The following is a 26082-nucleotide window of genomic DNA, read 5'->3' on the forward strand; positions in this document are numbered from 1 at the left end:
TCAGGGTCGTCCGGCCGAGCGGTGGTGTGGACGCGGCGAGCGGTGGTGGCAGAAATCGCGGTGGCGTGGAGTCAGCGGAGCGGCACGGTCAGATGCGACGCACGGTCAGTTGTCGTCGGCGGTCTGTCGTGAGCCGTAGTCGACGGAACCCTGCACGAACCCACTGTTGGGATTGATGTTGTTCACGTCGGTCGACGGGCTGGTCTGCGAGGCGACCGCTCCGCCGAGGAAGACCGCACCCAGGCCAACGATGATGCCGGCGATACCGGCCACTGCCCCGGCGATCAGGCGGTTGTTACGCATGCGGACGAAACTACCATTTCCCAGGTCGACGTCCGCGCAGTAAGGCCACGACCGGGCGATTCCGGTCGTCGGCGGGTCTCGAGGGGAGCGGGGTCAGATGGTGATCTGGGGTCGGGGCTCGGCCTCGCATTTCGCGGGCACGATGAACACCGGCCGTGAGCAGTGTTTGAGTACCCGTTCGGCCACGGACGACCGCAACAACGCCTTGAAGCCGGTGTCGCCGCGAGTACCGGTGACCAGGAGGTCGACGTCGAGCGAGTCGGCGGCTGCGATGAGTGCCGACCAGATGGTCGAGTCGGCTTCGACGAGCGTCCCGGTGGCTTCGAGGCCGCATTCGGTCGCGAGGGCGACACCGCGATCATTGGTCTCGGTGGCCTCGCGCTCCAATGCGGCGTCGACCTCGATCTCGGCGCGGGTGTCGAGATACGGCTGCATACCGGCCGCCAACGAGGAGACGCGGGGAGCGCTCATCGCTCCGGGCTCCCATGCGGTGACGACGTGGGCGACGCGGGCCCGGAGGAAACGGGCGGCGTACCGAATGGCGCGGTCGGCGTTGGGTGAACCGTCGTAGGCGATCATCAGTGTCTGCCCGTGTGTGGAACGACGGTGTCTGTCGGAACCGCGCTGCTCAGCTCCACCGGGACCATCCGGGCCGGTGGGGGAGGGCGAAGACCCCGCAGCCATGGGGAAATGGTACATGCCAGACTCGGTACATGCGCCTTGATCGACGACGTTTCACGGGTGTCCGGACGGCGGGAGTGGTGCTCGCTGTCGCCGCAACGTTGACGGCCTGCCAAACGGGTTCTTCCGGGGGTGCGTCGTCGGTGACGTCTGCCTACGCCTCGGCGCCTGCCTCGCAGAGCAGTGCGGTGTCGTCACCAGCGTCGCCCGCGGCCGCCGCCGACGCGTGTGGTGCGCCGGAGCTGTCGCGAATGACGCTGAGACAGAAGCTCGCCCAACTCATCGTCGTCGGTGTCACGGGCACCGAGGATGCCACCCAGGTGGTCCGCCGCGAGCACATCGGCGGCATCTTCGTCGGAAGCTGGACCGACAAGTCGATCCTGACCAGTGGTGCGGCGCGGCGGCTGTCGCGTTCGCAGCCCATCCCGCTGATGGTGACGGTCGACCAGGAGGGTGGCCGGGTGTCGCGGCTGTCGTCGCTGGGCATCGACAGTCCGTCGGCACGTGAACTGGCTCGGACCAAGACGCCCGGGCAGGTTCGCACGGTGGCGGCGTCGATCGGGCGACAGCTCGCAGAACTCGGCATCACCGTCGACTTCGCGCCCGACGCGGACGTCAGTGACGAGAGCGCAGACGAAGTGATCGGCGACCGCTCGTTCAGCAACGACCCCCAGGTCGTCACCGAGTACGCGGGCGCCTTCGCCGCAGGCCTCGAGGACGCGGGCATCATGCCCGTCTACAAGCACTTCCCCGGCCATGGACACGGATCGGGCGACTCGCACACCGGCGTGGTGCGCACACCGCCCCTGTCGTCACTGATCACCAGCGATCTCGTGCCGTACCGGACGCTTCTCCGTGATCCGGGCAACGCCGGCGTCATGGTCGGACACCTGATCGTCCCGGGACTGACCGGCGAGGAGACGCCGTCGAGCATCAGTCCCCGTGCGATGACCATGCTGCGGACGGGCAAGCCCTACGGGGGCCCGGCGTTCAACGGCGTCGTGTTCTCCGACGATCTCTCGGGCATGGCGGCGATCAGCGAGCGGTATCCGATCGAGCAGGCCGCCCTGATGTCGATCAAGGCGGGTGGCGACATCGCGCTGTGGATCACCACCGATCGCGTCTCCGCAGTGCTCGACGCTATGCAGCGCGCCGTGACAGCCGGCACACTCACCCAGGCCCGTGTCGACCGGTCCGTCGTGCGCATCCTGCGCGCGAAGGGCGTGCTGCACTGCTGAGCCGGACGGGAAGACCGCCGAGGGCACCGGAAGACCCGCCGACGGCATCAGGGTTCGGCCGCCGCGGAAACTTACCCACTGGTAAGGTTCTGTGGATACTCGACGTTCGCGGCGTCGCAAAGGAGATGAACGATGGCAGGCGGAACCAAGCGGCTCCCACGCGCGGTTCGTGAGCAACAAATGCTCGACGCCGCGGTCAAGGTGTTCTCGGAGAACGGTTTCCGCGAGGCATCCATGGATTCGATTGCGGCCGAGGCGCAGATCAGCAAGCCGATGCTCTACCTGTACTACGGCTCCAAGGATGAACTCTTCAGCGCGTGCATCGCCCGCGAGTCCGGCAGATTCATCGACGCCATGGCCGTCGGCTTCGACCCCACCCTGCGTCAGCGTGACCAGGCACGCACCGTGGTCCGCGAGTTCCTGGGGTACGTCGACCAGCACCGGCAGTCCTGGAAGGTGCTCTACCGCGTGGCGATCGGCACGGCCAACTTCGCGCAGATCGTGCGGGACAGTCGCGATCGCGTCACCGACATGGTTGCCGAACTGATCCGTCGCGGAACCACCATCGAGGGCGCGAGCGACATCGACTTCGAGCTGACCGCGGTCGCGCTCGTCGGCGCGGGAGAGGCTGTCGCCGACCGGATCTCGGAGGGCGACGTCGACATCGACACGGCCACCGACCTCCTCGTCGGCATCACCTGGCGCGGGCTGAAAGGCGTCGGCCGAGACCACGTGGCCGATGGCGAGGAGAGTACGACCTGACCGTCCGGAAACCGATCAGGCCCGGACAGCGTTGCAGGTTCACGACGTGGAGATACAGTACTGCCGCCCACACCTCTGTGAGTGTGGGCGGCAGTACTGCGCAGAAGACCTACTCCGGTCAGGCGCCGCGAGTGGTGGCGGTCAGGTGCGGATACCCCTTGCGTCGGTTGAGGATCGAGATGTCGAAGTTGCCGGATGATCTCCCACCCACTCCGTCGATGCGGTGGACGTACAGGTTGACCTTCGCAGGCAGCAGGATCGGCTTGGCCCACTTGACGCTGTAGGTCACGTCGTCGGGCAGTTGTGGCTCGACGTTCGCGACAGCGGCTGCGGCGCTCCACATTCCGTGGGCGATCGCCTTGGGGAAGCCGAACGCCTTGGCGCTCAGATCGCTCATGTGGATCGGGTTCCGATCACCCGACGCCGCGGCGTACTCGCGGATACGACCGAGATCGACCGACAGGATGCTGTCCGGCGGGGGCGGTGCCTGCTCGCGCGGAGCCGGTCCGCGCGGCTCGTCGGACAGGCTGGTGCGCTGCTGCTTGAGGAACGTCGCCAGCTGTCGCATCACGGGCTCCGTGCCGACGCTGAACTCCGACACCATGTCGACGAGCATGCCCTTGCGGTGTTCGCGAAGGTTCTCGGCATGGGTTTCGATGGTGATCGGCTCGTCGATCCCGATCGGACGGTACCGATGGATCTCCTCGGCGATGTGCACGGATCCGACCGCGCCGAAGGGAAAATCGGCGTCGGTCATGATCTTCATCGCAAGGGGGAACTGCAGCACGAACGGGTAGGTGATCGGCAGAACCGGACCGAACTGCTGGCCGGTGGCCCTGGTGTACGCGTGCAGCCGCTCCGGATCGACCCGCACGTCTTCGAGGCGGTAGCGCCTGTCGGGCAGCGGGGTGTCGGCCCGAACCGACCCCGACTTCCCGACAACCGGCAACAGCGCGGTGACGGCCTTGGAGTAGACGTCGAGGGTGCTCGGCGGTCCGTCGAGGGTGATCGTCTTGCTCATCAGGCCCCCAGGAATCCCTGGCCGCAGACGCGGACCACGTTGCCCGTGATGGCATTGCTCGCCGGATTGGCGAAGTAGGCGACGGTCTCGGCGACGTCGACCGTCTGGCCGCCCTGCTGCAGCGAACTCATCAGGCGACCGGCCTCGCGGGTGGCGAGCGGGATCGCGGCGGTCATCTTGGTCTCGATGAAGCCCGGCGCCACCGCGTTGATGGTGATGCCCTTCTTCTTGAGGATCGGCGAGTACGCGTCGACGAGACCGATGACACCGGCCTTGGAGGTGCCGTAGTTGGTCTGGCCGCGGTTACCCGCGATGCCCGCGATGGAGCTGACGTCCACGACGGCGCCGCCGGAACGCAGCGCATCCTTCTCCACCAGCGCGTTGACGAGCGACTGCGGGGCAACGAGATTCACCGAGATCACCGAATCCCAACGGCTCTCGTCCATGTTGGCGAGCAGTTTGTCGCGGGTGATTCCCGCGTTGTTGACGATGATGTCGATGCCGCCGTGACGTTCGAGTGCATGCTCGGCCAGCTTCTCGCCGGCGTCGGGCGCGCTCACGTCGAGCGGGAAGGCCGTGCCGTTGACCTTGTTGGCTGTCTGCGCGAGAGCCTCGCCTGCGGCCGGGATGTCGGCGCAGATCACGTGGGCCCCGTCGCGGGCGAGGATCTCGGCGATGGTGGCGCCGATGCCGCGTGCGGCACCGGTGACGACCGCGACCTTGCCGTCGAGTGGCTTGTCCCAGTTCGCCGGTGCGACCGAATCGTCGGCGTCGACGCGGATCACCTGGGCGTCGACGAACGCCGACTTCGCCGACAGCACGAAGCGCAGCGTCGACTCGAGTCCGGTGACGCCGGTCTTGGCGTCGGGGGAGACGTAGACGAGCTGGACGGTCGAGCCCTTCAGCAGCTCCTTGCCGAGTGACCGTGTGAAGCCCTCGAGCGCGCGCTGGGCGACGTGCTCGTCGGGGTCGTCGACGAGCTCAGGGGTGGTGCCGAGCACGACGAAACGTGCACAGGCTGCCGTCGACCGCATGACCGGTGCGAAGAACTCGTAGAGCGCGCTGAGGTCGGCTGGCTTCTTGATGCCTGTGGCGTCGAAGACCAGGCCGCCGTACTTGTCGGCGCTGCGACCCGTTGTCGCGTTGTGGATCAGCGTGTAATCAGGAGTGGAGAGGATCTCGCGCACCGGCTCGACGAGTCGACCGTCCCCACCGAGCAACACCGGGCCGGGAAGCGGCGGCTCCGACGGCTTGTACCGGCGCAGCGTCGGCGGCACCGGCAGTCCGGCCTGCTTGGCGATGAACGATCCGGGACCGGAATGGACAAAACTCGAATACAGACCGGCGGTTCCGTTGGAAGCCACGTGAATCTCCTCTGTAGTGATGTGCGGCTGTAGTGATGTGCGGCTCATGCAGGTGAATCGATGAGTTGGGTGTCGGGTACTTCATCGGACCCAGGGTCCGAAGTAGTTCGACATCTAACTTACTCTGGAGTAAGAATACGCTATCAGTGTCAACCCTCATCCCTGGGAGATCCAAGTGGCCTATACACCCAAGACCCGCGACGAACGCCCGGTCGCGATCCTCGGCGGCAACCGCATTCCGTTCGCACGCCAGGACAAGGCGTATGCCGAGGTCGGAAACCAAGACATGTTCACCGCAGCACTCGACGGCCTGGTGAGTCGCTTCAACCTCCAGGGTGAGCGGCTCGGCATGGTTGCCGGTGGCGCTGTCCTCAAGCACTCGCGTGATTTCAATCTCATCCGCGAATGTGTGCTCGGTTCCCCGCTCTCGCCCTACACCCCGGCGTTCGACATCCAGCAGGCGTGCGGCACCGGTCTTCAGGCGATCACCGCTGTTGCCGACGGCATCGCGCGCGGTCGGTACGACGTCGCGGTCGGTGGCGGCGTCGACACCACCTCCGACGCCCCGATCGGCGTATCCGAGGATCTGCGGCTGTCGCTGCTCGAGGTCAACCGGGCACGCTCGCCCAAGGATCAGGTCCTCGGCATCCTGAAGGCACTGCCCAAGCTCGGTATCGAGATCCCCAAGAACGGCGAGCCGCGCACCGGCATGTCGATGGGTGAGCACGCGGCCATCACCGCCAAGGAGTTCGGCATCAAGCGTGCAGACCAGGACGCGCTCGCGGCTGCGAGCCACCAGAAGATGGCAGCCGCCTACGACGCGGGCTTCTTCGACGACCTGATCACCCCGTACATGGGTCTGCTCCGCGACCAGAACCTTCGCGGCGATTCGACGGTCGAGAAGCTCGCAAAGCTCAAGCCGGTCTTCGGGGTCTCGCTCGGCGACGCCACCATGACCGCAGGCAACTCGACGCCGCTCACCGATGGCGCGTCGACCGTGCTGCTCTCCTCCGATGAATGGGCGCAGGAGAAGGGACTCCCGGTTCTCGCCTACTTCGTCGATTCCGAGACCGCGGCCGTCGATTACGTCAACGGTCCCGACGGCCTGCTGATGGCGCCCACCTACGCGATTCCGCGCCTGCTCAAGCGCAACGGTCTGACGCTGCAGGATTTCGACTTCTACGAGATCCACGAGGCGTTCGCGTCGGTCGTGCTCGCGACGCTGCAGGCGTTCGAGAGCGAGGAGTACTGCAAGGAGCGCCTCGGCCTCGACGGAGCGCTCGGCTCGATCGATCGCAGCAAGCTCAACGTCAACGGGTCCTCGCTCGCCGCAGGACACCCCTTCGCCGCGACCGGCGGCCGGATCGTCGCGCAGGCGGCCAAGCAGATCAAGGCCAACGGCGGCGGTCGCGCACTGATCTCGATCTGCGCCGCCGGTGGCCAGGGCGTGACGGCGATCATCGAGGGCTGAGCCGGGCTGAGCCCGTCGAATCCGGTTTCCTGCCAGTTCGGTCAAAGCTTTCTCAACGGGCTGTAACGAATCCGGATGCACGGTAGATATACGTGTTAGCTCCGGTTGAGCTGTCAGACCCCCGACCCGACAGCTCAATCGGAGCGTCTGCTTATCCAGGTCAGAAGTGATTTTCCGCCACGCTCGACCTGGTTCTGCCCAGGGCGCACGTTTCGCCCGCGTCCGTAATGTCCTGTATGACTGACAGCGTGTTCTCGATGTTCGCGCGCCGACGGCGAGTCGGCGCGCGACTGGTCCTCGGTGTGGCGCTTGTCACCTCGGTGGTGCTGGCAGTCGATCTCGTCGTCACCGATTCGCGCTCTGCGCGCGGCGCGGTGATCTCCGGACTCGATGTCGGGAACGATTCACGCGCGGAGTTGAATCCCGCGCTCGACGAATTGCAGAAACGGGCGGTCCGGCCCGTCACGCTGCGCACACCGTCGGGAACCGAGAAAGTTGCTGCCCACGAGCTCGGACTGAGCTTCGACGCCGACGCGACCGTCGAGAAGTTGATGCGGCAACCGCGCACTCTGTGGGACCGCGTCGCGGCACTGTTCGGACGTTCGCACGACGTGGAACCGGTGGTGCATGTCGACCGCGCACGCTTCGCCGCGGCGCTCGATGCGCGCAGAGACCAGTTGGAGAAGGCTGCGGTCGAGGGTGGCGTCCACTATCGGGGCGCGACCCCGGTCGCCGATATGCCCAGCCAGGGGCTGCGCGTCGTACGCGCAAGCGCAGCCGACGTCGTCGCCGATCGTTGGCTCGATGATGCCGGGCCGATCGACCTGCCCATGGAACCCTTCTCGCCCACCGTCTCCGCCGCGACCGTGCGTCAGACGGTCGACGGCCCCGCCACCCGTGCGACGTCGACCTCCCTGGTGGTCACGGGCGTCGACGGCGCGCGGCAGACGCTCACACCTGACGCTCTCGGTGCGATCCTGCGGTTCGAGGCCGACGGTCGCGGTGGCCTGGTGGCCCGCGCCGACGAGAAGACCGTGGCCGCGCGTGTCGGCGCGGGACTCGGCCGCACCGAGCGCGCTCCGCTCAGTGCGACTTTCCGGTTGCGCGGTGGCAGCCCCGAAGTGGTGCCGTCACGTGACGGGGCCAGGATCGACTGGCGTGCTACCACGCGGAAAGTCCTCGACGCCGCGCTCGCCGACGACCGTCCGGAATCGGTGGAGGCCACCTATCAGGTGCGCACACCGAAGGTCACCACCGAGAAAGCGAAGAGCCTCGGTGTCAAAGAAGTGGTCTCGGAATTCACCACCGGCGACTTCTCGTCGGCGTCAGGAGAGAACATCCGCCTCGTCGCACAGGAGGTCGACGGCGCCGTCGTCCTTCCTGGCGAGACGTTTTCGCTGAACTCCTACACCGGCCCGCGGGGTGAGGCTCAGGGGTACGTCACGTCGACGATCATCGACCACGGCAGGCCGTCGAAGGCGGTCGGCGGTGGGATCTCACAGTTTGCGACGACCCTCTACAACGCCTCGTACTTCGCGGGACTCGAGGACGTCGACCACACCGAGCACAGCTACTACATCTCGCGGTACCCCGAAGCGCGCGAGGCGACGGTATTCGAGGGCGCCATCGACCTCGTCTTCCGCAACAACACGCGCAACGGGATTCTCATCGAGACCAACTGGACCCCGTCGTCGGTCACAGTGCGGATGTGGAGCACCAAGACGGTCGACGTCGAGTCGATCACCGGTGACCGCTACGGGTACACCTCGCCCGCAGTCGTCGAGTTGCCGCGAGGTCAGGACTGTATAGCCGCCACCGGAATTCGCGGGTTCACCACCTCGAACACCAGGGTGATCACCGACGCCGCGAGCGGCAACGAGATCAGCAGGCACACGCGCACCGTCAAGTACGACCCCGAGCCGACGGTCCGCTGCGTCTGACGCGCGTCCCGACAGTCCCGAGCGATCGCTCGGCCCCACTGTTACCCGTGACACACTCCGTCGTAGGCTGACCGGTGTGGATATCAACGGAGCAAGTGCAATCGTGACGGGTGGGGCGTCGGGCATCGGCGCCGCCGTGGTTCGGCAGCTGGCCGCCAAGGGGGCGAAGGTGGTCGTCGCCGACCTCAACGCCGACAAGGGTGGACTGCTGGCGAAGGAGGTGGGCGGAGAATTCGTCTCGGTCGATGTCACCGACACCGCCGAGATCGAGACCGCCGTCAATCAGGCGAGCGAGCTCGGGCCCCTGCGTGTGCTGGTCAACTCTGCCGGGATCGGGTGGGCGCAGCGCACCATCGGCAAGGACGGCGAGTTCGCCTCGGCACACAACCTCGACGCTTACAAGAAGGTCATCGCGATCAACCTCATCGGCACCTTCGACGCGATCCGTCTCGCCGCGACCGCGATGAGCCGCCTCGAGCCCACCGAGACCGGAGAGCGCGGCGCGATCGTGTCGATGGCCAGCGTCGCGGCATTCGACGGACAGATCGGTCAGGCCGCGTACTCGTCGTCGAAGGGCGGCGTCGTCGGCATGACCCTTCCGGTCGCCCGAGACCTGTCGGCTGTCGGCATCCGCGTCAACACCGTCGCACCCGGACTCATCGACACACCGATCTACGGTTCGGGCCCCGACTCGGATGCGTTCAAGGCCAACCTCGGCAAGAACGTCCTGTTCCCGAAGCGTCTCGGTGAGCCCGACGAGCTCGCCTCGATGGTCATCGAACTCGTCAGCAACTCCTACATGAATGCCGAGGTCGTTCGCGTCGACGGCGGCATCCGGATGCCACCGAAGTAGTCGGGCACTTGCCCTGGGTCGCGAACAGTCGGGTGCCCAGCAGCACCCGACTGTTCGCGACCCGCGTTCACCGAGCTGCCGGGCCGTCGGATAGCCTGCGGAGAGCAGTCGGTTCGTCCGTCCCGCCGTGTGGAGCCCCGACGTGTGGGCGGACGACGAGACACCACAATGTGTCGAGGGGAACCCGGTGCGAGTCCGGGACTGTCCCGCAACGGTGAGTTGACGCCCCGCGCGTCGACGAGTCCGATCACCTGCCGCTGTGCCGGATACGCCGTATCCGGCGGTCTGTCCGCCTCGAGGATGAGCGCGCGGCACTCCGACTACCCGGTTTGGGTGGGGCTCTTGCGCAGAAGAGTTCGTGGGCGTGCACACGTGGTCGTAGGGCGGACGCCATCCGAACCGATCGAAAGTGTGCAGTATCCCGATGACTGGTATAGCCACGTCCCAGGCAGGGAGTCTTCCCCGCACGAAGCGACTCGTCGATGCCAACAAGGCACGCCAGGAGTCAGCCGACGGACTCGAACTCCACACGAGCGCAGACTTCGAGTCGCTGCTCGCCGACGAGGTCGCCGCACTGGTGAAGCGCCAGGTCGACCTCGGGATCACGATCCCCGGCGACGGCGAATACGGGAAATCGATGTCCAGCAACGTCGATTACGGTGCCTGGTGGTCGTATTCGTTCAACCGGCTCGGTGGCCTCGAACTGACCGACGGCGGCCCCTTCGCCGACGAACCGAAACGTTCGACGCCGGGCCACGTCAGGCTCACCACCTTTCCGGATCGTCGTGACTGGACGATCTTCGCCGACGCCTATCACGATCCGGAAAGCGGCATCGCAGTAGGAGAGCGCGGAGCACTGTTCCCGACTGCTACCGGTCCGGTCACCTATACAGGTCACGACGCGATCGCAGCCGATATCGCGAATTTCACAGCGGCGCTTGCCGAATCGGATCAGAAGACCGGATTCATCACATCGCTCTCGCCTGGCTCGGCATCGCGAATCGGCAACGACTACTACTCGACCGAAGAAGAGTTCATCTGGGCCTGTGCCGACGCCATGCGTGAGGAATACAAGGCGATCATCGACGCAGGCCTCATCCTTCAGATCGACGATCCGTCGATCGCGGAGAACTGGGATCAGATCAACCCGGAACCGACGATCGAGGACTATCTCGCATTCACCCGCATCCGCGTCGAGGCGCTCAATCATGCGTTGCGGGGTTTTCCGGCCGAGCAGGTGCGCTTCCACCTGTGCTGGGTAAGCTGGCACGGGCCGCACACCACCGACCTGGAGTTCCGTCACCTCGTCGACCTCATGCTCGAGATCAACGCGGGCACATACTCATTCGAGGGTGCCAACGCCAGACACGAGCACGAGTGGAAGATCTGGCGCGATGTCACACTCCCCGACGGGAAGAAGATCGCACCGGGCGTCGTCAGTCACGCAACCAACGTGGTCGAGCACCCCGAACTCGTCGCTGACCGGATCGAACGTTTCGCGACGCTGGTCGGACCGGAGAACGTCGTCGCATCGACCGACTGCGGACTCGGCGGTCGTATCCATCCGCAGATAGCGTGGGCCAAGCTCGAAAGCCTCACGCGCGGCGCGGAGTTGGCGTCTGCCCGGCTGACCTGAGCTGCCGATCAGTGGGGCCTGACTACTCCTCGTCGCGCCAGCTCATCGGAATCTCGGCATTTCCACCATCTTTCGGTCCAGGGTGAACACCGTCATCCGAGACGTGTTCGCGGTGGCGATGATGTTCTCCATGCGTTGATTGGGAATGAGTGAACGAACTGCTGCGCGCAACCGCGGATTCGCGTCGACACGTTGACGGTCCTTGCTGTCGAGCACCAGCATCCCCTGGTAGAGACGCTGATACGAGGTCAGTCCCTCAGGTGTCCAACCGGGCCGCGGCGTCGGTGCGAGGTAGCCGATGATGCTGGCGCACGTGCCGTCGACGCAGAGGTCGTAGTCAGCGGTGTCGGTTGCGTAGTCGAAATTGCGCGTCGTCAGCGTCCATCCCGACCTGTCGGTGTATCGGTAGTTCACGTCGGCGCCGGGAACCAGCGTGAGCGAGCTCGTGTCTCCCGTCCGGTTGTCGAGTAGGGGGCGCGCGAGTGAGTAGCCGTTGACCGGCGCGAACGACCACGACGTGGTCGGGTCTATCGGCTTGTACCAGTATCCGTTCTGCCCGTTCCGTCGTCCCTCGACACGGAGTTCGCGCTTGTCCGACGAGAATCCGGTTTGCCGGATGGTGATGGTCGACGTGATCTCGCCGGGCACCTTCGGTTGCCGGACCCAGGCGGGTGGAGGTAGTTGGAACTTGGCGTAGGCCTGCGGGAAAACGCTGCGCAGGAATGGATACTGTGCGAAGAAGCCCTCGAAATTGTTCGGAGCCCCCTGTAGCTTTCCCTGGTCTTGCGGGGTGTAGGAGAAGAAGAGGGTGTCAGCTCCCGAGATGTCGAAATCCCACAGGCGTGTGTACATGTCGCCGTAGTCGTTGATCACGAAGGTCGTCGAACCCGACGACGACAGGTTGCGCGATACGAACCGTCCGTCGAGCGGACCCAGCATCTCGTAGCTGTAGTCGTCGGAGAAGCGCTTGTCGCTGGGTTTGAGCGGGTCGGCGCCGGGCAACCATGGATCGAGGATGTGGATCCGGTTACCGTTCTTGGACAGTGTGTAGACAGTTGTGACGCCTGCGCCACCGACAGGCTGCTTGTGGCCCGCGCTGTCTGTCCACGTCGCCTCCTGGCGGAAAGGGATCACCGATGTGTAGATCGGATCGAGCCACGAAAAGCTCCATGCACGTTGGTCGGGTCGAACCTTGTTGCCGGCGGGGTTGAGCCAGATCGGCGAACCGAATCGTGTGGTCCACCACCATAGTTCAGGTGTCTCGTCGGCTGATTCCAAGGTGGCGATTCGGCCGCCGTACACCAGAACGACGAGACGACTCCCGTCGACGGACAAGCCGGTCATCTGCCCCTGTAAACACTGAGGAACTGGCGCGATCCGCCAATCTCCCTGTGTCTTGGCAGATTTCGCGTAGAGGTTACCGCCGAAAAGCGCGTACTGCCAGATCGAGTTGAATCCCGCCTTGTCCGTCCGTAGATGGATTCTCGGTGGAAGAGCGCGCTGTACACGGTCGTTGGCACGCGGCATTGTCAGTAGCCCGATTCCGGGATTCGGCGCGTGGAGTGGAACCGGCCACGCGCCCGCACGTCCGGGAAACGTCAACCAGGCGCAGCTGACCGGTTTCGGTAGGACGCCGATGGGGAGCCGTTCGTCGGCATGTGCACTCGGGGACAGTCCCATGGCGAGCGCCGCCGCAATGATCAGTCCAAGCGATACACGGTAGAAGCTCTTCGACATCGCGGTGGTCTCCGAGTCTCGGAATGAGTGGGATCGTGCACTGTCGATGTCACTATATTCATTTCCACCGTTGTTGTTTGCGGTTACGGAAATCCGCTGACGTTCACATCGGGCGCGTATGCCCTTCGGTGTTCAGTTATTGTCCTCCGGTGTTCACACCGTGATTCGACAAATGCGGCCCCGCAACCGAGTAGGGTTGCGGGGCCGCCTTTGTCGAATAGATCAGCGGATCAGAACGCCGCTTCGTCGAGCTCCATGACGTCGTTGTCGATGTTCTCCACGACGCTGCGCACCGAGGTCAGCAGCGGCAGCATGTTCTTCGCGAAGAAGCTCGCCACGGCGATCTTGCCCTCGTAGAAGGCCTTGTCGGCGTCGTCGCCCGCATCGAGCTTGCCGAGCGCGACCTCGGCCTGCTTGAGCAGCAGCCACCCGATCAGCAGGTCGCCGACGGCCATGAGGTAGCGCACCGAACCGAGGCCGACCTTGTAGAGTTGCGTCGAGTCCTCCTGGGCGCCCATCAGGTAGCCGGTCAGCGTAGCGGTCATCGACTGCACGTCCTCGAGAGCGGTCTTCAGCAGGGCACGCTCGGTCTTGAGTCGACCGTTGCCCGCCTCCGAGTCGATGAACGACTGGATCTGACCGGCGACGTGTGCGAGGGCCTGGCCCTTGTCGCGGATGATCTTGCGGAAGAAGAAGTCCTGCGCCTGGATGGCCGTGGTGCCCTCGTAGAGAGAGTCGATCTTCGAGTCGCGGATGTACTGCTCGACCGGGTAGTCCTGCAGGAAGCCGGAGCCGCCGTAGGTTTGCAGGGACTCGGTGAGCGTGCCGTACGCACGCTCGGAGCCGACGCCCTTGACGATCGGGAGCAGCAGGTCGTTGACCCGATGTGCGGTCTCCGCGTCAGCGCCCGACACGATCTTCGCTGCGGCCTCGTCCTGATGCGACGCGGTGTAGAGGTACACAGCGCGCAGACCCTCGGCGTATGCCTTCTGGGTCATCAGTGCACGACGCACGTCCGGGTGGTGCGTGATCGTCACGCGCGGCGCGGTCTTGTCGGTCATCTGGGTCATGTCGGCGCCCTGGACACGCTCCTTGGCGTAGTCGAGTGCGTTCAGGTAACCCGTCGACAGCGTCGAAATGGCCTTGGTGCCCACCATCATTCGCGCGTGCTCGATGACGTCGAACATCTGCGCAATACCCTTGTGCACCTCGCCGACGAGCCAGCCCTTGGCGGGAACGCCGTGCTGACCGAAGGTGACCTCGCAGGTCGCGGAGACCTTCAGGCCCATCTTGTGCTCGACGTTGGTGACGAAGACACCGTTGCGCTCGCCGAGTTCACCGGTCTCGTGGTCGAAGTGGAACTTCGGTACGAAGAACAGCGACAGCCCCTTGGTGCCGGGTCCGGCACCCTCGGGACGGGCGAGCACGAGGTGGAAGATGTTCTCGGTCATGTCCTGGTCACCGGAGGTGATGAAGCGCTTCACACCGTCGATGTGCCAGGAGCCGTCCCCCTGCTGCGTTGCCTTGGTACGGCCCGCGCCGACGTCGGAACCCGCGTCGGGCTCGGTCAGCACCATGGTGGCGCCCCAACCGCGCTCGGCACAGATCTGCGCCCACTTCTTCTGCTCGTCGGTGGCGTTGTCGTAGAAGATCTCGGAGAAGCCCGCGCCCGCCGAGTACATGAACAGCGCGGGATTGGCGCCCAGGACCATCTCGGCGAGTGCCCAGTAGAGCGTGCGGGGAGCCGGCATGCCGCCGAGATCCTCGTGCAGACCGACCTTGTCCCAGCCAGCCTCGATGTAGGCGTTGTAGGACTTCTTGAACGCTTCGGGGATCGTGACGCTGTGCGTCTCCGGATCGAAGGTGGGGGGATTGCGGTCGCCCTCGGCGAACGACTCCGCGATCACGCCCTCGGACAGGTTCTTCACCTCGCGGAGCATGTCGACAGCGGTCTCGTGGTCGAGATCGGCGAACTCTTCGGATTCGAGGACCTTGTCGAGTTCGAACACATCGAAGAGGTTGAACTGCAGGTCGCGCATGTTGCTCTTGTAATGACCCATTGTCTGGTTCCTTCTAGTAGACCTGGCTTGTTGTGCCGCGGGCTGACGAACTTCGGGCGGGCATCGACGGAGCGTCGGAGAACCTCATCCACCGCAAAGTCCTGCCGCGACGAGAGTCGCTGCGAGGAAATCGTGTGTGTTTCGAAGTTGACGCGAACGCCAAGTTACTCGCCAGTAACCCCAGTTTACCGCGTGGCCGCACACACTCACAACCGCACGGCATGTGAGCGTGCTCGCAATTGCAAGCGTGGGGTTCGCTGCAGTGAACTCTGGTCGAGTCGGACGTCCCGGATCCCGAAGGATGACCGGTTCAGAGCTCTTTGCGCAGATAGGACAGGTCGGCGGGAATGCCGTCGGCCGGCGTCTCGAGGATCAGTGGCGCGTCGGCGATACGGGCCACCTCGACGAGGACGTCGGGATCGATGTGGCCGGACTCCAGATTCGCGTGCCTGTCACGGCCCGAGTCGAACTCGTCACGCGAGTTGTTGAGGTGGACGAGATCGATGCGGCCCGTGATGGCGCGTACGCGCTCGACCAGACCCACGAGGTCCTCACCGCCCGCCCAGGCGTGACAGGTGTCGAGACAGAACCCGGCCTGCTCGAAGTCGCCGACGGCATCCCACAGTCGGTCGATGGCCTCCAGCGTCCGTGCCATCGCGTGATCGCCGCCCGCGGTGTTCTCGATGAAGATCGGCACGCCGAAGCCGCCCTTGTCCTGCTGGCGGTCGAAGAGTTTGCGCCAGTTGGCAAATCCCTCAGCGGAGTCCTCGCCGTCGCGCAGGTGACCGCCGTGGACGACGAGCCCGATCGCTCCCAACTCGGCTGCGGCGTCGGCCTGTTGCTCGACTGCCTTACGCGAGGGCATACGCAGCCGGTTGTTCAGACTCGCGACGTTGATCTGGTAGCTCGAGTGGACCACGACGTCGATAGGTGACTCGCGGATCCGCTCGGCCTCTGGATGTGGTTGCGGTTTCTTCCAACTCTGCGGATCGGTGACGAACATCTGGAAGACGTCGATGTCGAGTTCTTCGGCGGTCTCGAGCGGCTGGGCGTCTTCTCGCAGATGGGCTCCGATGCGCATGGCCACAACGATAGTGACACCCTCCGACGCGCCACGGACCGGTGACCGTCGGGCGACTGACCGTCTGCGTTGTCAGTCGCCGAGTCCGGGCTCGGTCTCGATGGTGATCGGTACTCCGCTGGCGATCAGCAATCGGCAGGGCGCTTCGGTGTCGCGGTAGAGATGCAGCCACTCGTGTCCGGAACCCCGCTCGTAGACGCTGTCGAGGGCGCGGTTCAGTCGGGCCTCTGCCTCCTTGGTGATCAGGTAGCGCTGATCGCCGTAGCGGAGAAAACGGTTGGGCATGGAACCTCCCGACGTCGGAGCGCCGCATCTCTGTGATGCGCATCACCAGTCTAGGAAGTTCTGGCTGTGGATGCCCTGACAACGGATGGCAAACACCACGCAACCGTGTGGTGTTCACTAGGCTGACAAACAGTTAAGGGTGGGACCAGCTCTCATCGTGTTCGTCGGCCGTGTCGTGTTCACGTTCGACTTGTGAGATTTGAGGATTACCCGCTTGAGCGTGGATGACACCGTACGACCCCCGGTGCGAGGTGCAGGTGACGACGGTTCCGACGAACCGCCGACCATGGCGCCGGTTCTCGACGATCTCGCTGACGCAGCGGAGTTGGAGCCGGAGCCGGAGAAGCGTCGGGATCTGACGCTCGTCCGTCGGATAGCGATCACGGCGTGGATCGCGTTCATGATCTACGAGTTCTCCGTGTACGGGTTGGCCTTCGATCGCACCCGACTGATCGTCCTGCTGTGCCTTGGCCTGTTCGCGGCGACGATCGGTCGACGCCGTGCGATCACCGTGATCATCGACTGGGCGCCGTTCGCGCTCATCCTGATCCTCTACGACTGGACACGCGACGTCGCGCGGATCGTCGACATGCCGACACACTGGCATCTCGCCGCCGACGTCGACCATGCGCTGTTCGGTGTGGTTCCGACGGTGTGGCTCCAGGGTCATCTGAAAGAGGCGTCTGCTCCGTGGTGGGAGATCATCACCAGCGTCGTGTACATGTCGTACTTCGTCGTGCCCTACGCGGTAGCCGCGGTGCTGTGGCTGCGTGACAGGTCGTCGTGGCGACGGTTCGCGGCATGTTTCGTCGCGGCGACGTTCCTCGGCCTCGTCGGATACACGCTGGTACCCGCGGCGCCGCCCTGGGCCGCTGCGCGCTGCACATCGGCGGAGGTCGCGGAGGGTCCGCGTGAAGCCGAGTGCATGACGACACCGCAGGCGACGACGCCCGGCGGCATCCTCGGCACCACCGATCCGAGCCATCCCGGCGCGCAACCCTACGTCGAGCGCATCTCGGCCCGCGGCTGGGAGTACCTGAACATCCATGTCGCGTCGAGTCTGATCGAGATCGGGCAGGGTAAAGCCAACCTGGTTGCCGCGATCCCGTCGCTCCATGCCGGGCTGACCATGCTGTTGGCGCTGTTCATGTGGCCCCGGGTCAAGGCGCTGGGCAAAACACTGTTCATGGGTTACGCGTTCGCGATGGCCTTCACACTCGTCTACACGGCCGAGCACTACGTCTTCGACGTCCTGCTCGGATGGGCGCTCGCCGCGTTCGTGATCGCCGTCTACGTGCTGGTCGATCGTCGGTTCATCCTGCCGCGGCAGCGTCGACGAGCCGCGGAGCAGGAGGCTCTGCAGTCCGACGACGCAGACCTCGGCGCGGCAGGCGCCTGACCTCCCCGGCATCGACCACTGACGGGTCGTCGTCGCGTCGGTGATCGGTTGCCCCGGTAATCTCGAGTCCGTGGCCGGTTCGCGTCGACGAGCGTATGGCCGTCGACAGTTCACACGACTCTCGACGGCTGGTCGCGTGCGGTTGCTGCTCGTCGGGCTGCTCGTTCCGGCTGTTGTCGCGATGCACGCACTGCTCGGACCGGTACACCCACGAGTTGCCCACCCGATGCCACCCGCGCACACGGGTATGCAGATGACCGCATCGACCGACGACCCTGCGCACATGTCCTCGGGCGACCACTGCGCAGTACTCGGGCATCACTGTGTCTCTTTGCGTGCCATCGATTTCCCGGCCATCGAGCCGGCCGTTCTGCCGCTCCTGGTGTTCGCGATGCTGCTGTTCGCGATGGCCGCGCTCGTCAGTCCCGGAGTGCGCACACTCGGTCGGCCGCCGCCGTGGGCGATCCGCGATCACCTTCGGCTTGGGGTGATCCGCTGCTGAGTCGGCGACGTCGGGTTCCGCTCGAACCGGAACCGCGTGTCGTCGTGTCCGGATACGGGTGCCGCACTCATGTGCCACGTATCCGGTCCACCAGCAGATCACCACCCAGACAAGGAATTCATCGATGTCCAGCAACACCATTCGTCGCACCGGCCTGCTCTCCGCATGCGGTGCCGCCGCAGCTCTCATCGCGCTCGCGGGATGCTCGACCTCCGAGAGCGCGTCGTCGACGAGCCAGGCGGTCGCCTCGAGCCAAGTGAAGACGAGCGGGGAATCGACGGCCGGTAGCTCGGCCGAGGCGGCGGCGCACAACGCCGCCGACGTCAGTTTCAACCAGATGATGATCCCGCACCATCAGCAGGCCGTCGCCATGGCCGACCTCGTGCCGTCACGCACCGACAACGTCGCCGTCCGCGAGTTGGCCGGCCAGATCAAGAATGCCCAGCAACCCGAGATCGACCAGATGACACAGAGATTGGAGTCGTGGGGAGTATCCCCGGATGTGAACGCGGGTGCGCAGGAGCACGGGTCACAGCAACACGGTTCGATGGCTTCCGGTTCCACGGCGCACGGGACGATGGGAATGTCGGGAATGATGTCGGACCAGGACATGACGGCCATCGAGAATGCCCGTGGGGCAGAATTCGACAGGCTGTGGCTGCAGGGCATGATCTCCCACCATCAGGGTGCGATCGACATGGCGGACACCGAACTCGCCGACGGGGTCGACCCGGGATCACGTGCGCTGGCGGAGCAGATCAAGAAGACGCAGCAGACCGAGATCGACCGCATGCGCTCGATGCTCGGACAGTGATGCTGCCGCGTTGGTGAGCCGGGTCGAGGGTCGGCGGGTGTGCAGCGCTCGCGGACCCTCGCCCGTCAGTCGCGCCTCGCCCGCGTCAGTCGCGCCTTGCCCGTCAGTCGCGGCGCAGCGGCAGGCGCATCAGGTAAACCTGATAGCCAACGGACACCGAGTACGTGAAATACAGTGTGCTGCCCTGCGACCAGGGGTGGATGAAGGGTGCGTATCCCGTCGGTGGATTGTTCATCGGCACGACGAGTTCCCCCGGGGTCCATGGTCCCGCGGGATTGTCGGCGGTGCGCATCACCACGCCGTTGTCGCTCTGGCCCAGTGACACGAACCGTCCGAGATAACTGTTGTAGGCCACCGACATCTCGCCTGTCGGCGCGCCCATCACAGGCGTTGCTGCCGACGGATCGTTCCGCACCCAGTTGCCGTACGAGAAATAGTCGTAGGCGCCCAGGTTCTCGATGTCCCTGGCGTTCACGCGTGCGAGATACACCGCGCCGAAACGACCGTCGGGGGTGCCGTAGGTGTAGACGGTGTCGCCGACTTTGAGGAAGGCGGCCATCTGGAATTTCTTGTTGCCGCCGCCGTTGGGGCGAAAGGCATTGAGCGCGTGCCAATTGTTCCCGTTGTCGTCGGACGCGACGAGCCCCGACCAATTGGTGTACCAGACGCCGGGCTGTCCCCAGTGCCGCACCGACATCACGCTCATGTACTGCTTGCCGTTGGCGGCGACCCCCGCGGTCGGGATGATCGTGATCTCTTTGCGGAGGTCGGGTTTCAACAGTCGCTTGGCCTGTCGCGGCGGACCGGCGTGGCCGGTGAACGCCATACCGTCGGCCAGATCGTGATCGGTGCTGCGCAGTAGCGCGTTGGACTGCCAGTAGTAGAGCTGTCCGTAGAGCAACGACCAGCCGTTGAAGGTCTGGGTGTCGCCGAATGCGGCGAGAATCTCACCTCTGCCGTTGTCCCACATGGTGCCGAGGTCGGTGCCGTAGATGTTGTAGCGGCCGGGAGTGTCGTTGATCGATCCCGGACCGGTCAGTCGAGCAACCATCGAAGCAGCGCCCGCCGCGTATGTCTGTGCAGAGGCGTGCGGCGAGGTCACGGTGCCGAGTACGAGTGCCGTGGCGGCCACACCGACGAGTGACGACGTGAGTTTTCGACGCGCCCCCACGCTCGCCTTTCGCCCCCGCCAGGACCACGGCATGCCGTGACCCTATCAACACCTGATGGTTATCTCGCGGCGTTATTCGACGATTGTGCGAATTGATTCGCGGCTATGCCTCGCGATACCGATCGGTGAGGTCGACGCTCGTGAAATCGATCTCTGCGGCAGCATTGTTCACCGCGGTCACAATTCCCATGCCGAACATTCCGTGCGAATCAAACAATCCGGCGGTGCCGACGGAGAGTCCGCCATGTTCGATGTGGCTGTCCGCCTCGACGCCGACCCACTCGCCCACGGGCAGCCGTGCGAGCTCGACGGTCAGGTCGCAGTTGATGAAACCGATGCCCGTCGACCCCCAGTTCGTGATGAGGCTGGTCGACTCGGCTCCGGTCACGGCCCTCACGAACGGCGTCGTCGTCTCACCGTCGATCGTGGGTAGCGGGTGGGACCACAGGCGTTTTCGTCTGCCGTTCTGGTGCTCGCCCATGTCGGTGTTCCACACGGGTTCCGACTCCGGCCCTGCGACCTCCGACGAGAATCGGGACATGACGTCGGAATCGCCGATGTCCTCGGTGGGAGGTCGAAACGTCACGGCGTCCGCCGGTCGTTGCCAACGGTCGCCCGGCGGATTCTGCGATGGCCGCAGGAAGACCGCCGTCGCGCGGGCGACGAGAACTTCGTCCTGCGAACCGGATCCGGGGTCGGGGTCGGTCCGCTGCACCACGTCGATCTCCGCGGCGCGTATCCGTCCACCCGCGCGGACGAGTCTGCCTCGGGTGAACGTCGGCACCTCGCGGGCGACCTTGAACATGTCGATCGTGAATCGCGCGGGGCGGAAGCCGTCCTCGCCGAATCGTCGCTCGACCCGATGTGCTGCGAGCGCGCACACCGCCGGACCGTTGAGTGTGCCGGGCGCCCAGAGACTCTCCGCGTATCCGGTGGGAATCGCAGATCCCTCGTCGGAGACCGAATCGGAACCGCCCGGGGTGAAGAATGCACTGGTTTTCGACACGAACCAACTCTTACCCGGAAGCGTACGAGTCCTCGGAACCGGCCCCCGACAACGCGTTTTGTGCGCAGTTGTGTCTTAATCCCGTCAAAGTGCCCATCGCGGGGATAGTCTGAGCGCATGACCTTTGCGCCGTATGCGAAACAGATTCCCGACGAATTGATCGGCTCCATTCGGACAGCGATGATCGTGACATCGATCATCGGCATCGTGCTCGGCATCATCGCGGTCGTCTGGCCGTCGGCGACGGTGGTGGTGCTCGCAGTTCTCTTCGGTATCGCGCTCATCGTCGCGGGCCTGTTCCGCATCTACGTGGCGTTCTCGGCCAAGATGCTCGGCACGGGTTGGCGGGTCCTCACCGGCATACTCGGCCTGCTGGTGCTGATCATGGGCATCATCGCCCTGTTCAGTCCGGCGAACGCCGTGTGGTTCCTCGCGTTGTTCATCGGTTTCGCATGGCTCTTCGACGGCATCGGTGATCTGGTCACGGCTTTCTCCAAGACCGCGCACGCACCCACCTGGTACCTGATCCTGACCGGCGTCATCTCGATCCTTGCAGGACTCGTGCTGTTGATCGGCTCGTCGATGTGGGCGCTGAGCGTGCTTGTCTGGGTCGCGGGAATCATGCTCATCGTGATCTCGGTCGTCACACTGTTCAATCTGCCCAAGAAGGTCTCCGACCAGCCGGCGGTCTGACCCCGCCCGTTCCGTCGTGAGGCGGTGGCTCCCCGATACGGGGGCCACCGCCTTTTTCGTGGCTGGACGGAGCGCCGGGCGGGGCGTCGGACGTTGCTGTTCGCTCGGTGGCGTCCGTTCAGTCGTGCCAGGGCGCGATCGGATTGCCCTGCCACCTGGTGTGCGCGGGAACGACATCGCCGCGCATGACCAGCGACGCCGGACCCACGGTTGCTGATTCGCCGAGACCCGACGCGGGGAGCGCGACACAGTGCGGGCCGAGCGTCGCACCGTCGGCGAGGACCACGCGGTCGATGGCCATCACACGGTCATGGAAGAGGTGTGTCTGTACGACGCAACCGCGTTCGACTGTCGCACCGGCACCGAGAGTCACCAGGTCGGCCTCGGGGAGCCAGTAGGTTTCGCACCAGACCCCCTTGCCGATCCGGGCGCCGAGCAGACGAAGCCACACGTTGAGTATCGGGGTTCCGGTTGCCGCGTTGGCGAACCAGGGCGCCGCAACGGTTTCCACGAAAGCGTCGGAGAGTTCGTTGCGCCAGACGAACGAACTCCAGAGCGGATGCTCCGACACCTTGATGCGGCCGACGACAGCCCACTTCGCCGCTGCGGCAATGCAACACGCGATGGCTCCGCACAAGAGCAACAGGAGGCCGCTGACCAGTCCGGCAATCACGTAGTTCGCCTGCTGCGCAATGTACTGCAGGCTCAGGAGCATGAAGATTCCCAGGCCGAACGAGATCATCACCGGGATCAGTCGGAGCGTTTCGATCACCGCTCGGGCGACCTTGAGACGCGTCGGCGGATCGAACGTCCGAGACGTGTCGGTCTCGGCTGCTGTGCGCCGAAGCCGGATAGGTGGGCTGCCGAGCCAACTCGATCCCGACTTCGCGCGGTCGGGTGCAGCCGACAGCACGGCGACCAGACCGTTCTTGGGCACCTTGCGACCGGGCGCAGCCATCCCGGAGTTGCCCAGGAACGAGCGCTTGCCGATCTTGACGTCGTCGATGTGCATCCACCCGCCGCCGAGTTCGTAGGACGCGACCATCGTGTCGTCGGCGAGGAAGGCGCCGTCGGCGATCGACGTGAACTTGGGGAGCACGAGGGCGGTGGAGATCTCGGTTCCCTTGCCGACCTTCGCGCCCAGGACGCGGAACCACCACGGCGTCAGGAGTCCGGCGTAGAGCGGAAACAGGTAGGTCCGGGCCGAATCCAGCAGACGTTCGGTCATCCAGACCTGCCACCCCACACGGGAACGAACCGGGTGATAGCCCTTCGTCAAGCCGATCGACATAGCCCGCACCAGGATCGCGGTGATCGCCGCGAACACGGCGAGGCTGACGATGGCAGCGACGGGGAGCAGGATCAACGAGCGCACCGCGACGTCGCGCAACCGATCGGCATGCAACGCCCACGTCCCGATGACGAGTAGTCCGACGCCCAGCGAGATCAGTGGTATCGCTGCGAGCACCATCGACGACAGTCCGTAGACCGGCACCCAGATACTCGCACGACGGGGCCGGTGGTCGGGCCACGAGTGCGTCGCCTTACCGATCTTGACGGCGGGCGAACCGGCCCAGTGTTGTCCGGCCTTGACGCGACCGAACACGGCCGAGCCGGGACCGACCTCGGCGTCCTTGCCGACCACGGCGCCTGGGGCAAGCGTCGATCGTGCTCCGACCGTCGCGCCGCGTTTGATGACGACCTCGCCGATGTGCACGAGGTCGCCGTCGATCCACCAGCCCGCGACGTCGACCTCGGGTTCGACGGAGGCTCCCTCGCCGATCGTCAGTTTGCCGGTGACCGGGGGAATGGTGTGCAGGTCGACGCCCCGCCCGACCTTTGCGCCGAGTGCGCGGGCCAGATAGATCATCCACGGGGCGCCCGACAGATTGGCGGCGCCGCTGGCGACGAGGAGACGTTCGGCGACCCAGAGACGGATGTGCACGCTGCCGCCGCGCGGGTAGGTGCCCGACGCGACACCCCCGAGCAGGATGCGTGATCCGAGCGCCGCGACGATCATCCGGCCTGGCGGCGTGATGAAGACGACGAACGCGGCGAGCAGGACCCACCAGTTCACCTCGACGAGCCAGGGCACGGAGACATCGAGGCGGCATGCGGCCCACGCGCCGATGTTGTTGACCACCCCGAGCCAGGTCGCCCACTGCAGCCCGGTCAGCGTCGACAGCGGCACCGACAGCAGCAACTGTGCGATTCCGGTCGCGGCAGGTGTCGGCTTCACCACGCGCGGATCGACGGCCTGCGCGGGGACGGTGCCGTCGAGGTACTCCGCGAGCGATCCGAGCCGCGGGTGGTCGTAGAGGTCGGCGACGGTGATCTCCGGATAGCGCTCGCGAAGCGCGGTCACCAGTTGAGCCGCGGCCAGCGAGCCGCCGCCCTCGGCGAAGAAGTCGGTCGCGGCGCTCGTCACCGTCGCGCCGAGCACGTCCGTCCACCGTGCCGCCAACCACGCCTCGGTGGCGCTGAGGTCGTCGACGTCGCCGTCGTCGGAGCTGTCGGTACCGGGTAGGGGCCACGGCAGCGCGTCGCGGTCGACCTTGCCGGACGTCCTGGTGGGCAGTTCCTCGACGAGCGCGAGGCGGGGCACCATCGGTGCGGGAAGTTGTTCTGCGAGAAGTCGGTGCGCATTCGCGACGTCGAAGTCGTCATCGGTGGAGACGAGGTAGCCGACGAGCACGCTGTTGCCCGCTGCCGTCTTCCGTACCGCCGTGGCGGCGCCGCTCACGCCGGGCAGGTGCTGGAGCGCGTTGTCGATCTCGCCCAATTCGATCCGTCGGCCGCCGACCTTGACCTGATCGTCGGCGCGACCGCCGAACACCAGGCCGTCGCGATCGAGGCGGACCAGATCGCCACTGCGGTAGGCGCGCTCCCAGCCGAGAGTCGGCATGGGCGCGTACTTTTCGGCGTCCTTGGCGGGATCCAGATAGTGCGCGAGGCCCACACCGCCGATGATCAACTCACCGGTCTCACCCTCGGCGACAGGCATTCCATCGGCGCCGACCACGGCGAGATCCCAACCGGGCAGGGGAAATCCGATGCGCACCGGACCCGGCCCACCCAGTAGCGACGCACAGGCGACGACCGTTGCCTCGGTGGGGCCGTAGGTGTTCCACACCTCGCGCCCGTCGACGGCGAGTCGATCAGCGAGTTCCGGTGGGCACGCTTCGCCGCCGAAGATCAACAGTCGCACCGCCTCCAGCGCCTCCGGTGGCCACAGTGACGCGAGGGTCGGCACCGTCGAGACGGCGGTGATGTCGCGCTGGACGAGCCACGGTCCGAGGTCCATGCCACTGCGGACCAGTGAGCGTGGGGCAGGCACGAGGCATGCCCCATGTCGCCATGCCAGCCACATCTCCTCGCACGACGCGTCGAAGGCGACCGACAATCCCGCGAGGACCCGGTCACCGGGTCCCAGCGGTGCGTCGCGACAGAACATCGACGCCTCGGCGTCGACGAAGGCCGCAGCATTGCGGTGCGTCACCGCGACGCCCTTGGGTGTGCCCGTCGACCCCGACGTGAAGATGATCCACGCGTCGTCGCCGGGCGTGGGTCGGTTCGCGTCCGCGGAGTCGTCGGAAGAGGTGGCGCCGTCTGCTTCCGCCGTGACGTGTATGCCGTCGGCGTCGGCGATCGCGTCGACCTTCGCCTCGCCGAACACCAGCGTCGCGCGTTCCTCGGGGTCGTCGGCGTCGACCGGAACATACGCCGCGCCGGCGTAGAGCACCGACAGGATCGCGGTGTAGAGATCACGCGAACCGGACGGCATCCGGATGCCCACCCGAGAACCGCGACGCACACCGAGGTGTGCCAGCCGGGCGGCACCCCGACGAACCACCGCGCTGAGCTGTGCGTACGTCAGGATCTGGTCGCCGTCGTCGATGGCGGGAGCGTCGGGATAGCGCTGCGTGGTGGCGTCGAGGATGTCGCACAGTGTGCGGGGAGGGGCCGCCTGCGCCGACAGGAGGAACTCCGCGGGGATGGAATGGGGCAGCCCTGTGTCGGCCGACTGTGTGGCCGGATGTGTGTCGGTCACGCCGACCGCCGCAG

At 65.6% G+C, this 26082-nt stretch carries 21 protein-coding genes and 1 riboswitch; of the genes, 10 read left to right on the top strand and 11 right to left on the bottom strand.

Going from position 1 to position 26082, the window contains the following annotated elements; translation table 11 throughout:
* Nucleotides 1-105: 105 nt before the first annotated feature.
* Nucleotides 106-303, bottom strand: a complete 198-nt coding sequence (locus LK459_RS11040) for a DUF2613 domain-containing protein (RefSeq protein WP_007236911.1) — start codon at nucleotides 301-303, stop codon at nucleotides 106-108.
* A 93-nt stretch (nucleotides 304-396) separates the two neighbouring features.
* Nucleotides 397-1002 (bottom strand): universal stress protein, encoded by a 606-nt coding sequence (locus tag LK459_RS11045; RefSeq protein WP_007236910.1) that lies wholly within the window; start codon nucleotides 1000-1002, stop codon nucleotides 397-399.
* A 14-nt stretch (nucleotides 1003-1016) separates the two neighbouring features.
* Between LK459_RS11045 and LK459_RS11050 the strand changes: the two genes are divergently transcribed.
* Nucleotides 1017-2222 (top strand): glycoside hydrolase family 3 N-terminal domain-containing protein, encoded by a 1206-nt coding sequence (locus tag LK459_RS11050; protein ID WP_227923368.1) that lies wholly within the window; start codon nucleotides 1017-1019, stop codon nucleotides 2220-2222.
* A gap of 132 nt (nucleotides 2223-2354) precedes the next feature.
* Complete coding sequence (locus tag LK459_RS11055; RefSeq protein WP_007236908.1) at nucleotides 2355-2984, top strand: TetR/AcrR family transcriptional regulator; 630 nt, start codon at nucleotides 2355-2357, stop codon at nucleotides 2982-2984.
* Between the two features lie 118 nt (nucleotides 2985-3102).
* Here LK459_RS11055 and LK459_RS11060 read toward each other — a convergent pair whose 3' ends face one another.
* Together LK459_RS11060 and LK459_RS11065 are read right to left on the bottom strand one after the other, a co-directional pair.
* Nucleotides 3103-4005 (bottom strand): MaoC family dehydratase, encoded by a 903-nt coding sequence (locus LK459_RS11060; protein ID WP_007236907.1) that lies wholly within the window; start codon nucleotides 4003-4005, stop codon nucleotides 3103-3105.
* A complete protein-coding gene (locus LK459_RS11065) occupies nucleotides 4005-5369 on the bottom strand; it encodes a 3-oxoacyl-ACP reductase (protein WP_227923370.1) in 1365 nt (454 codons plus the stop codon). The genes LK459_RS11060 and LK459_RS11065 overlap by 1 nt, the downstream gene beginning before the upstream one ends.
* Before the next feature lie 175 nt (nucleotides 5370-5544).
* Here LK459_RS11065 and LK459_RS11070 point away from each other — a divergent pair, with 175 nt between their 5' ends.
* The 4 genes from LK459_RS11070 (at nucleotide 5545) to LK459_RS11085 (ending at nucleotide 11269) form a co-directional block, all read left to right on the top strand.
* On the top strand, nucleotides 5545-6840 hold the full coding sequence (locus tag LK459_RS11070) for an acetyl-CoA C-acetyltransferase (protein WP_227923372.1): 1296 nt from the start codon (nucleotides 5545-5547) through the stop codon (nucleotides 6838-6840).
* Nucleotides 6841-7076: 236 nt separating this feature from the next.
* Nucleotides 7077-8780 carry a VanW family protein gene (locus LK459_RS11075; protein WP_227923373.1) on the top strand — a complete coding sequence of 568 codons (1704 nt, stop codon included), beginning with the start codon at nucleotides 7077-7079 and terminating at the stop codon, nucleotides 8778-8780.
* 76 nt (nucleotides 8781-8856) lie between these two features.
* Entirely contained in the window at nucleotides 8857-9633 is a 777-nt protein-coding gene (locus LK459_RS11080) for an SDR family NAD(P)-dependent oxidoreductase (protein ID WP_005178341.1), read from the top strand.
* A gap of 132 nt (nucleotides 9634-9765) precedes the next feature.
* Nucleotides 9766-9906: riboswitch (cobalamin riboswitch) on the top strand.
* A 151-nt stretch (nucleotides 9907-10057) separates the two neighbouring features.
* Nucleotides 10058-11269, top strand: coding sequence for a cobalamin-independent methionine synthase II family protein (locus LK459_RS11085; protein ID WP_227923374.1), 1212 nt, complete (start codon nucleotides 10058-10060; stop codon nucleotides 11267-11269).
* A gap of 42 nt (nucleotides 11270-11311) precedes the next feature.
* Here LK459_RS11085 and LK459_RS11090 read toward each other — a convergent pair whose 3' ends face one another.
* The 4 genes from LK459_RS11090 to LK459_RS11105 all read right to left on the bottom strand — a co-directional run bounded on the left by LK459_RS11090 (nucleotide 11312) and on the right by LK459_RS11105 (nucleotide 16432).
* A complete protein-coding gene (locus tag LK459_RS11090) occupies nucleotides 11312-13006 on the bottom strand; it encodes a hypothetical protein (RefSeq protein WP_227923376.1) in 1695 nt (564 codons plus the stop codon).
* A gap of 230 nt (nucleotides 13007-13236) precedes the next feature.
* Complete coding sequence (locus tag LK459_RS11095; RefSeq protein WP_227923377.1) at nucleotides 13237-15066, bottom strand: acyl-CoA dehydrogenase; 1830 nt, start codon at nucleotides 15064-15066, stop codon at nucleotides 13237-13239.
* A 310-nt stretch (nucleotides 15067-15376) separates the two neighbouring features.
* A complete protein-coding gene (locus tag LK459_RS11100) occupies nucleotides 15377-16147 on the bottom strand; it encodes a deoxyribonuclease IV (RefSeq protein WP_227923379.1) in 771 nt (256 codons plus the stop codon).
* 72 nt (nucleotides 16148-16219) lie between these two features.
* Complete coding sequence (locus LK459_RS11105; RefSeq protein WP_007239876.1) at nucleotides 16220-16432, bottom strand: hypothetical protein; 213 nt, start codon at nucleotides 16430-16432, stop codon at nucleotides 16220-16222.
* Nucleotides 16433-16718: 286 nt separating this feature from the next.
* Between LK459_RS11105 and LK459_RS11110 the strand changes: the two genes are divergently transcribed.
* The 3 genes from LK459_RS11110 to LK459_RS11120 all read left to right on the top strand — a co-directional run bounded on the left by LK459_RS11110 (nucleotide 16719) and on the right by LK459_RS11120 (nucleotide 19147).
* On the top strand, nucleotides 16719-17831 hold the full coding sequence (locus LK459_RS11110; RefSeq protein ID WP_007239877.1) for a phosphatase PAP2 family protein: 1113 nt from the start codon (nucleotides 16719-16721) through the stop codon (nucleotides 17829-17831).
* Between the two features lie 70 nt (nucleotides 17832-17901).
* On the top strand, nucleotides 17902-18333 hold the full coding sequence (locus tag LK459_RS11115) for a hypothetical protein (protein ID WP_227923381.1): 432 nt from the start codon (nucleotides 17902-17904) through the stop codon (nucleotides 18331-18333).
* A 124-nt stretch (nucleotides 18334-18457) separates the two neighbouring features.
* Nucleotides 18458-19147 carry a DUF305 domain-containing protein gene (locus tag LK459_RS11120; RefSeq protein WP_227923383.1) on the top strand — a complete coding sequence of 230 codons (690 nt, stop codon included), beginning with the start codon at nucleotides 18458-18460 and terminating at the stop codon, nucleotides 19145-19147.
* A 103-nt stretch (nucleotides 19148-19250) separates the two neighbouring features.
* Here LK459_RS11120 and LK459_RS11125 read toward each other — a convergent pair whose 3' ends face one another.
* Together LK459_RS11125 and LK459_RS11130 are read right to left on the bottom strand one after the other, a co-directional pair.
* Nucleotides 19251-20351 carry a DUF4185 domain-containing protein gene (locus tag LK459_RS11125; protein ID WP_227923385.1) on the bottom strand — a complete coding sequence of 367 codons (1101 nt, stop codon included), beginning with the start codon at nucleotides 20349-20351 and terminating at the stop codon, nucleotides 19251-19253.
* Between the two features lie 70 nt (nucleotides 20352-20421).
* Nucleotides 20422-21324, bottom strand: a complete 903-nt coding sequence (locus LK459_RS11130; RefSeq protein ID WP_227923387.1) for a thioesterase family protein — start codon at nucleotides 21322-21324, stop codon at nucleotides 20422-20424.
* 117 nt (nucleotides 21325-21441) lie between these two features.
* Here LK459_RS11130 and LK459_RS11135 point away from each other — a divergent pair, with 117 nt between their 5' ends.
* A complete protein-coding gene (locus LK459_RS11135; protein WP_007239882.1) occupies nucleotides 21442-22017 on the top strand; it encodes an HdeD family acid-resistance protein in 576 nt (191 codons plus the stop codon).
* A 118-nt stretch (nucleotides 22018-22135) separates the two neighbouring features.
* Here the strand turns inward: LK459_RS11135 and LK459_RS11140 are convergent, their stop codons facing one another.
* Entirely contained in the window at nucleotides 22136-26068 is a 3933-nt protein-coding gene (locus tag LK459_RS11140) for a Pls/PosA family non-ribosomal peptide synthetase (protein WP_407648777.1), read from the bottom strand.
* Nucleotides 26069-26082: the final 14 nt, after the last annotated feature.

The organism is Gordonia otitidis (assembly GCF_020735545.1).
GTDB lineage: Bacteria > Actinomycetota > Actinomycetes > Mycobacteriales > Mycobacteriaceae > Gordonia > Gordonia otitidis.

Excerpts from the sequence above, each read along its gene's own strand:
- LK459_RS11050 (WP_227923368.1), top strand. The coding sequence starts at position 1,017 with ATGCGCCTTGATCGACGACGTTTCACGGGTGTCCGGACGGCGGGAGTG.
- LK459_RS11055 (WP_007236908.1), top strand. The coding sequence starts at position 2,355 with ATGGCAGGCGGAACCAAGCGGCTCCCACGCGCGGTTCGTGAGCAACAA.
- LK459_RS11105 (WP_007239876.1), bottom strand. The coding sequence starts at position 16,432 with ATGCCCAACCGTTTTCTCCGCTACGGCGATCAGCGCTACCTGATCACC.
- LK459_RS11100 (WP_227923379.1), bottom strand. The coding sequence starts at position 16,147 with ATGCGCATCGGAGCCCATCTGCGAGAAGACGCCCAGCCGCTCGAGACC.
- LK459_RS11135 (WP_007239882.1), top strand. The coding sequence starts at position 21,442 with ATGACCTTTGCGCCGTATGCGAAACAGATTCCCGACGAATTGATCGGC.
- LK459_RS11075 (WP_227923373.1), top strand. The coding sequence starts at position 7,077 with ATGACTGACAGCGTGTTCTCGATGTTCGCGCGCCGACGGCGAGTCGGC.
- LK459_RS11110 (WP_007239877.1), top strand. The coding sequence starts at position 16,719 with ATGGCGCCGGTTCTCGACGATCTCGCTGACGCAGCGGAGTTGGAGCCG.
- LK459_RS11090 (WP_227923376.1), bottom strand. The coding sequence starts at position 13,006 with ATGTCGAAGAGCTTCTACCGTGTATCGCTTGGACTGATCATTGCGGCG.
- LK459_RS11120 (WP_227923383.1), top strand. The coding sequence starts at position 18,458 with ATGTCCAGCAACACCATTCGTCGCACCGGCCTGCTCTCCGCATGCGGT.
- LK459_RS11040 (WP_007236911.1), bottom strand. The coding sequence starts at position 303 with ATGCGTAACAACCGCCTGATCGCCGGGGCAGTGGCCGGTATCGCCGGC.
- LK459_RS11045 (WP_007236910.1), bottom strand. The coding sequence starts at position 1,002 with ATGTACCATTTCCCCATGGCTGCGGGGTCTTCGCCCTCCCCCACCGGC.
- LK459_RS11125 (WP_227923385.1), bottom strand. The coding sequence starts at position 20,351 with ATGCCGTGGTCCTGGCGGGGGCGAAAGGCGAGCGTGGGGGCGCGTCGA.
- LK459_RS11085 (WP_227923374.1), top strand. The coding sequence starts at position 10,058 with ATGACTGGTATAGCCACGTCCCAGGCAGGGAGTCTTCCCCGCACGAAG.
- LK459_RS11060 (WP_007236907.1), bottom strand. The coding sequence starts at position 4,005 with ATGAGCAAGACGATCACCCTCGACGGACCGCCGAGCACCCTCGACGTC.
- LK459_RS11095 (WP_227923377.1), bottom strand. The coding sequence starts at position 15,066 with ATGGGTCATTACAAGAGCAACATGCGCGACCTGCAGTTCAACCTCTTC.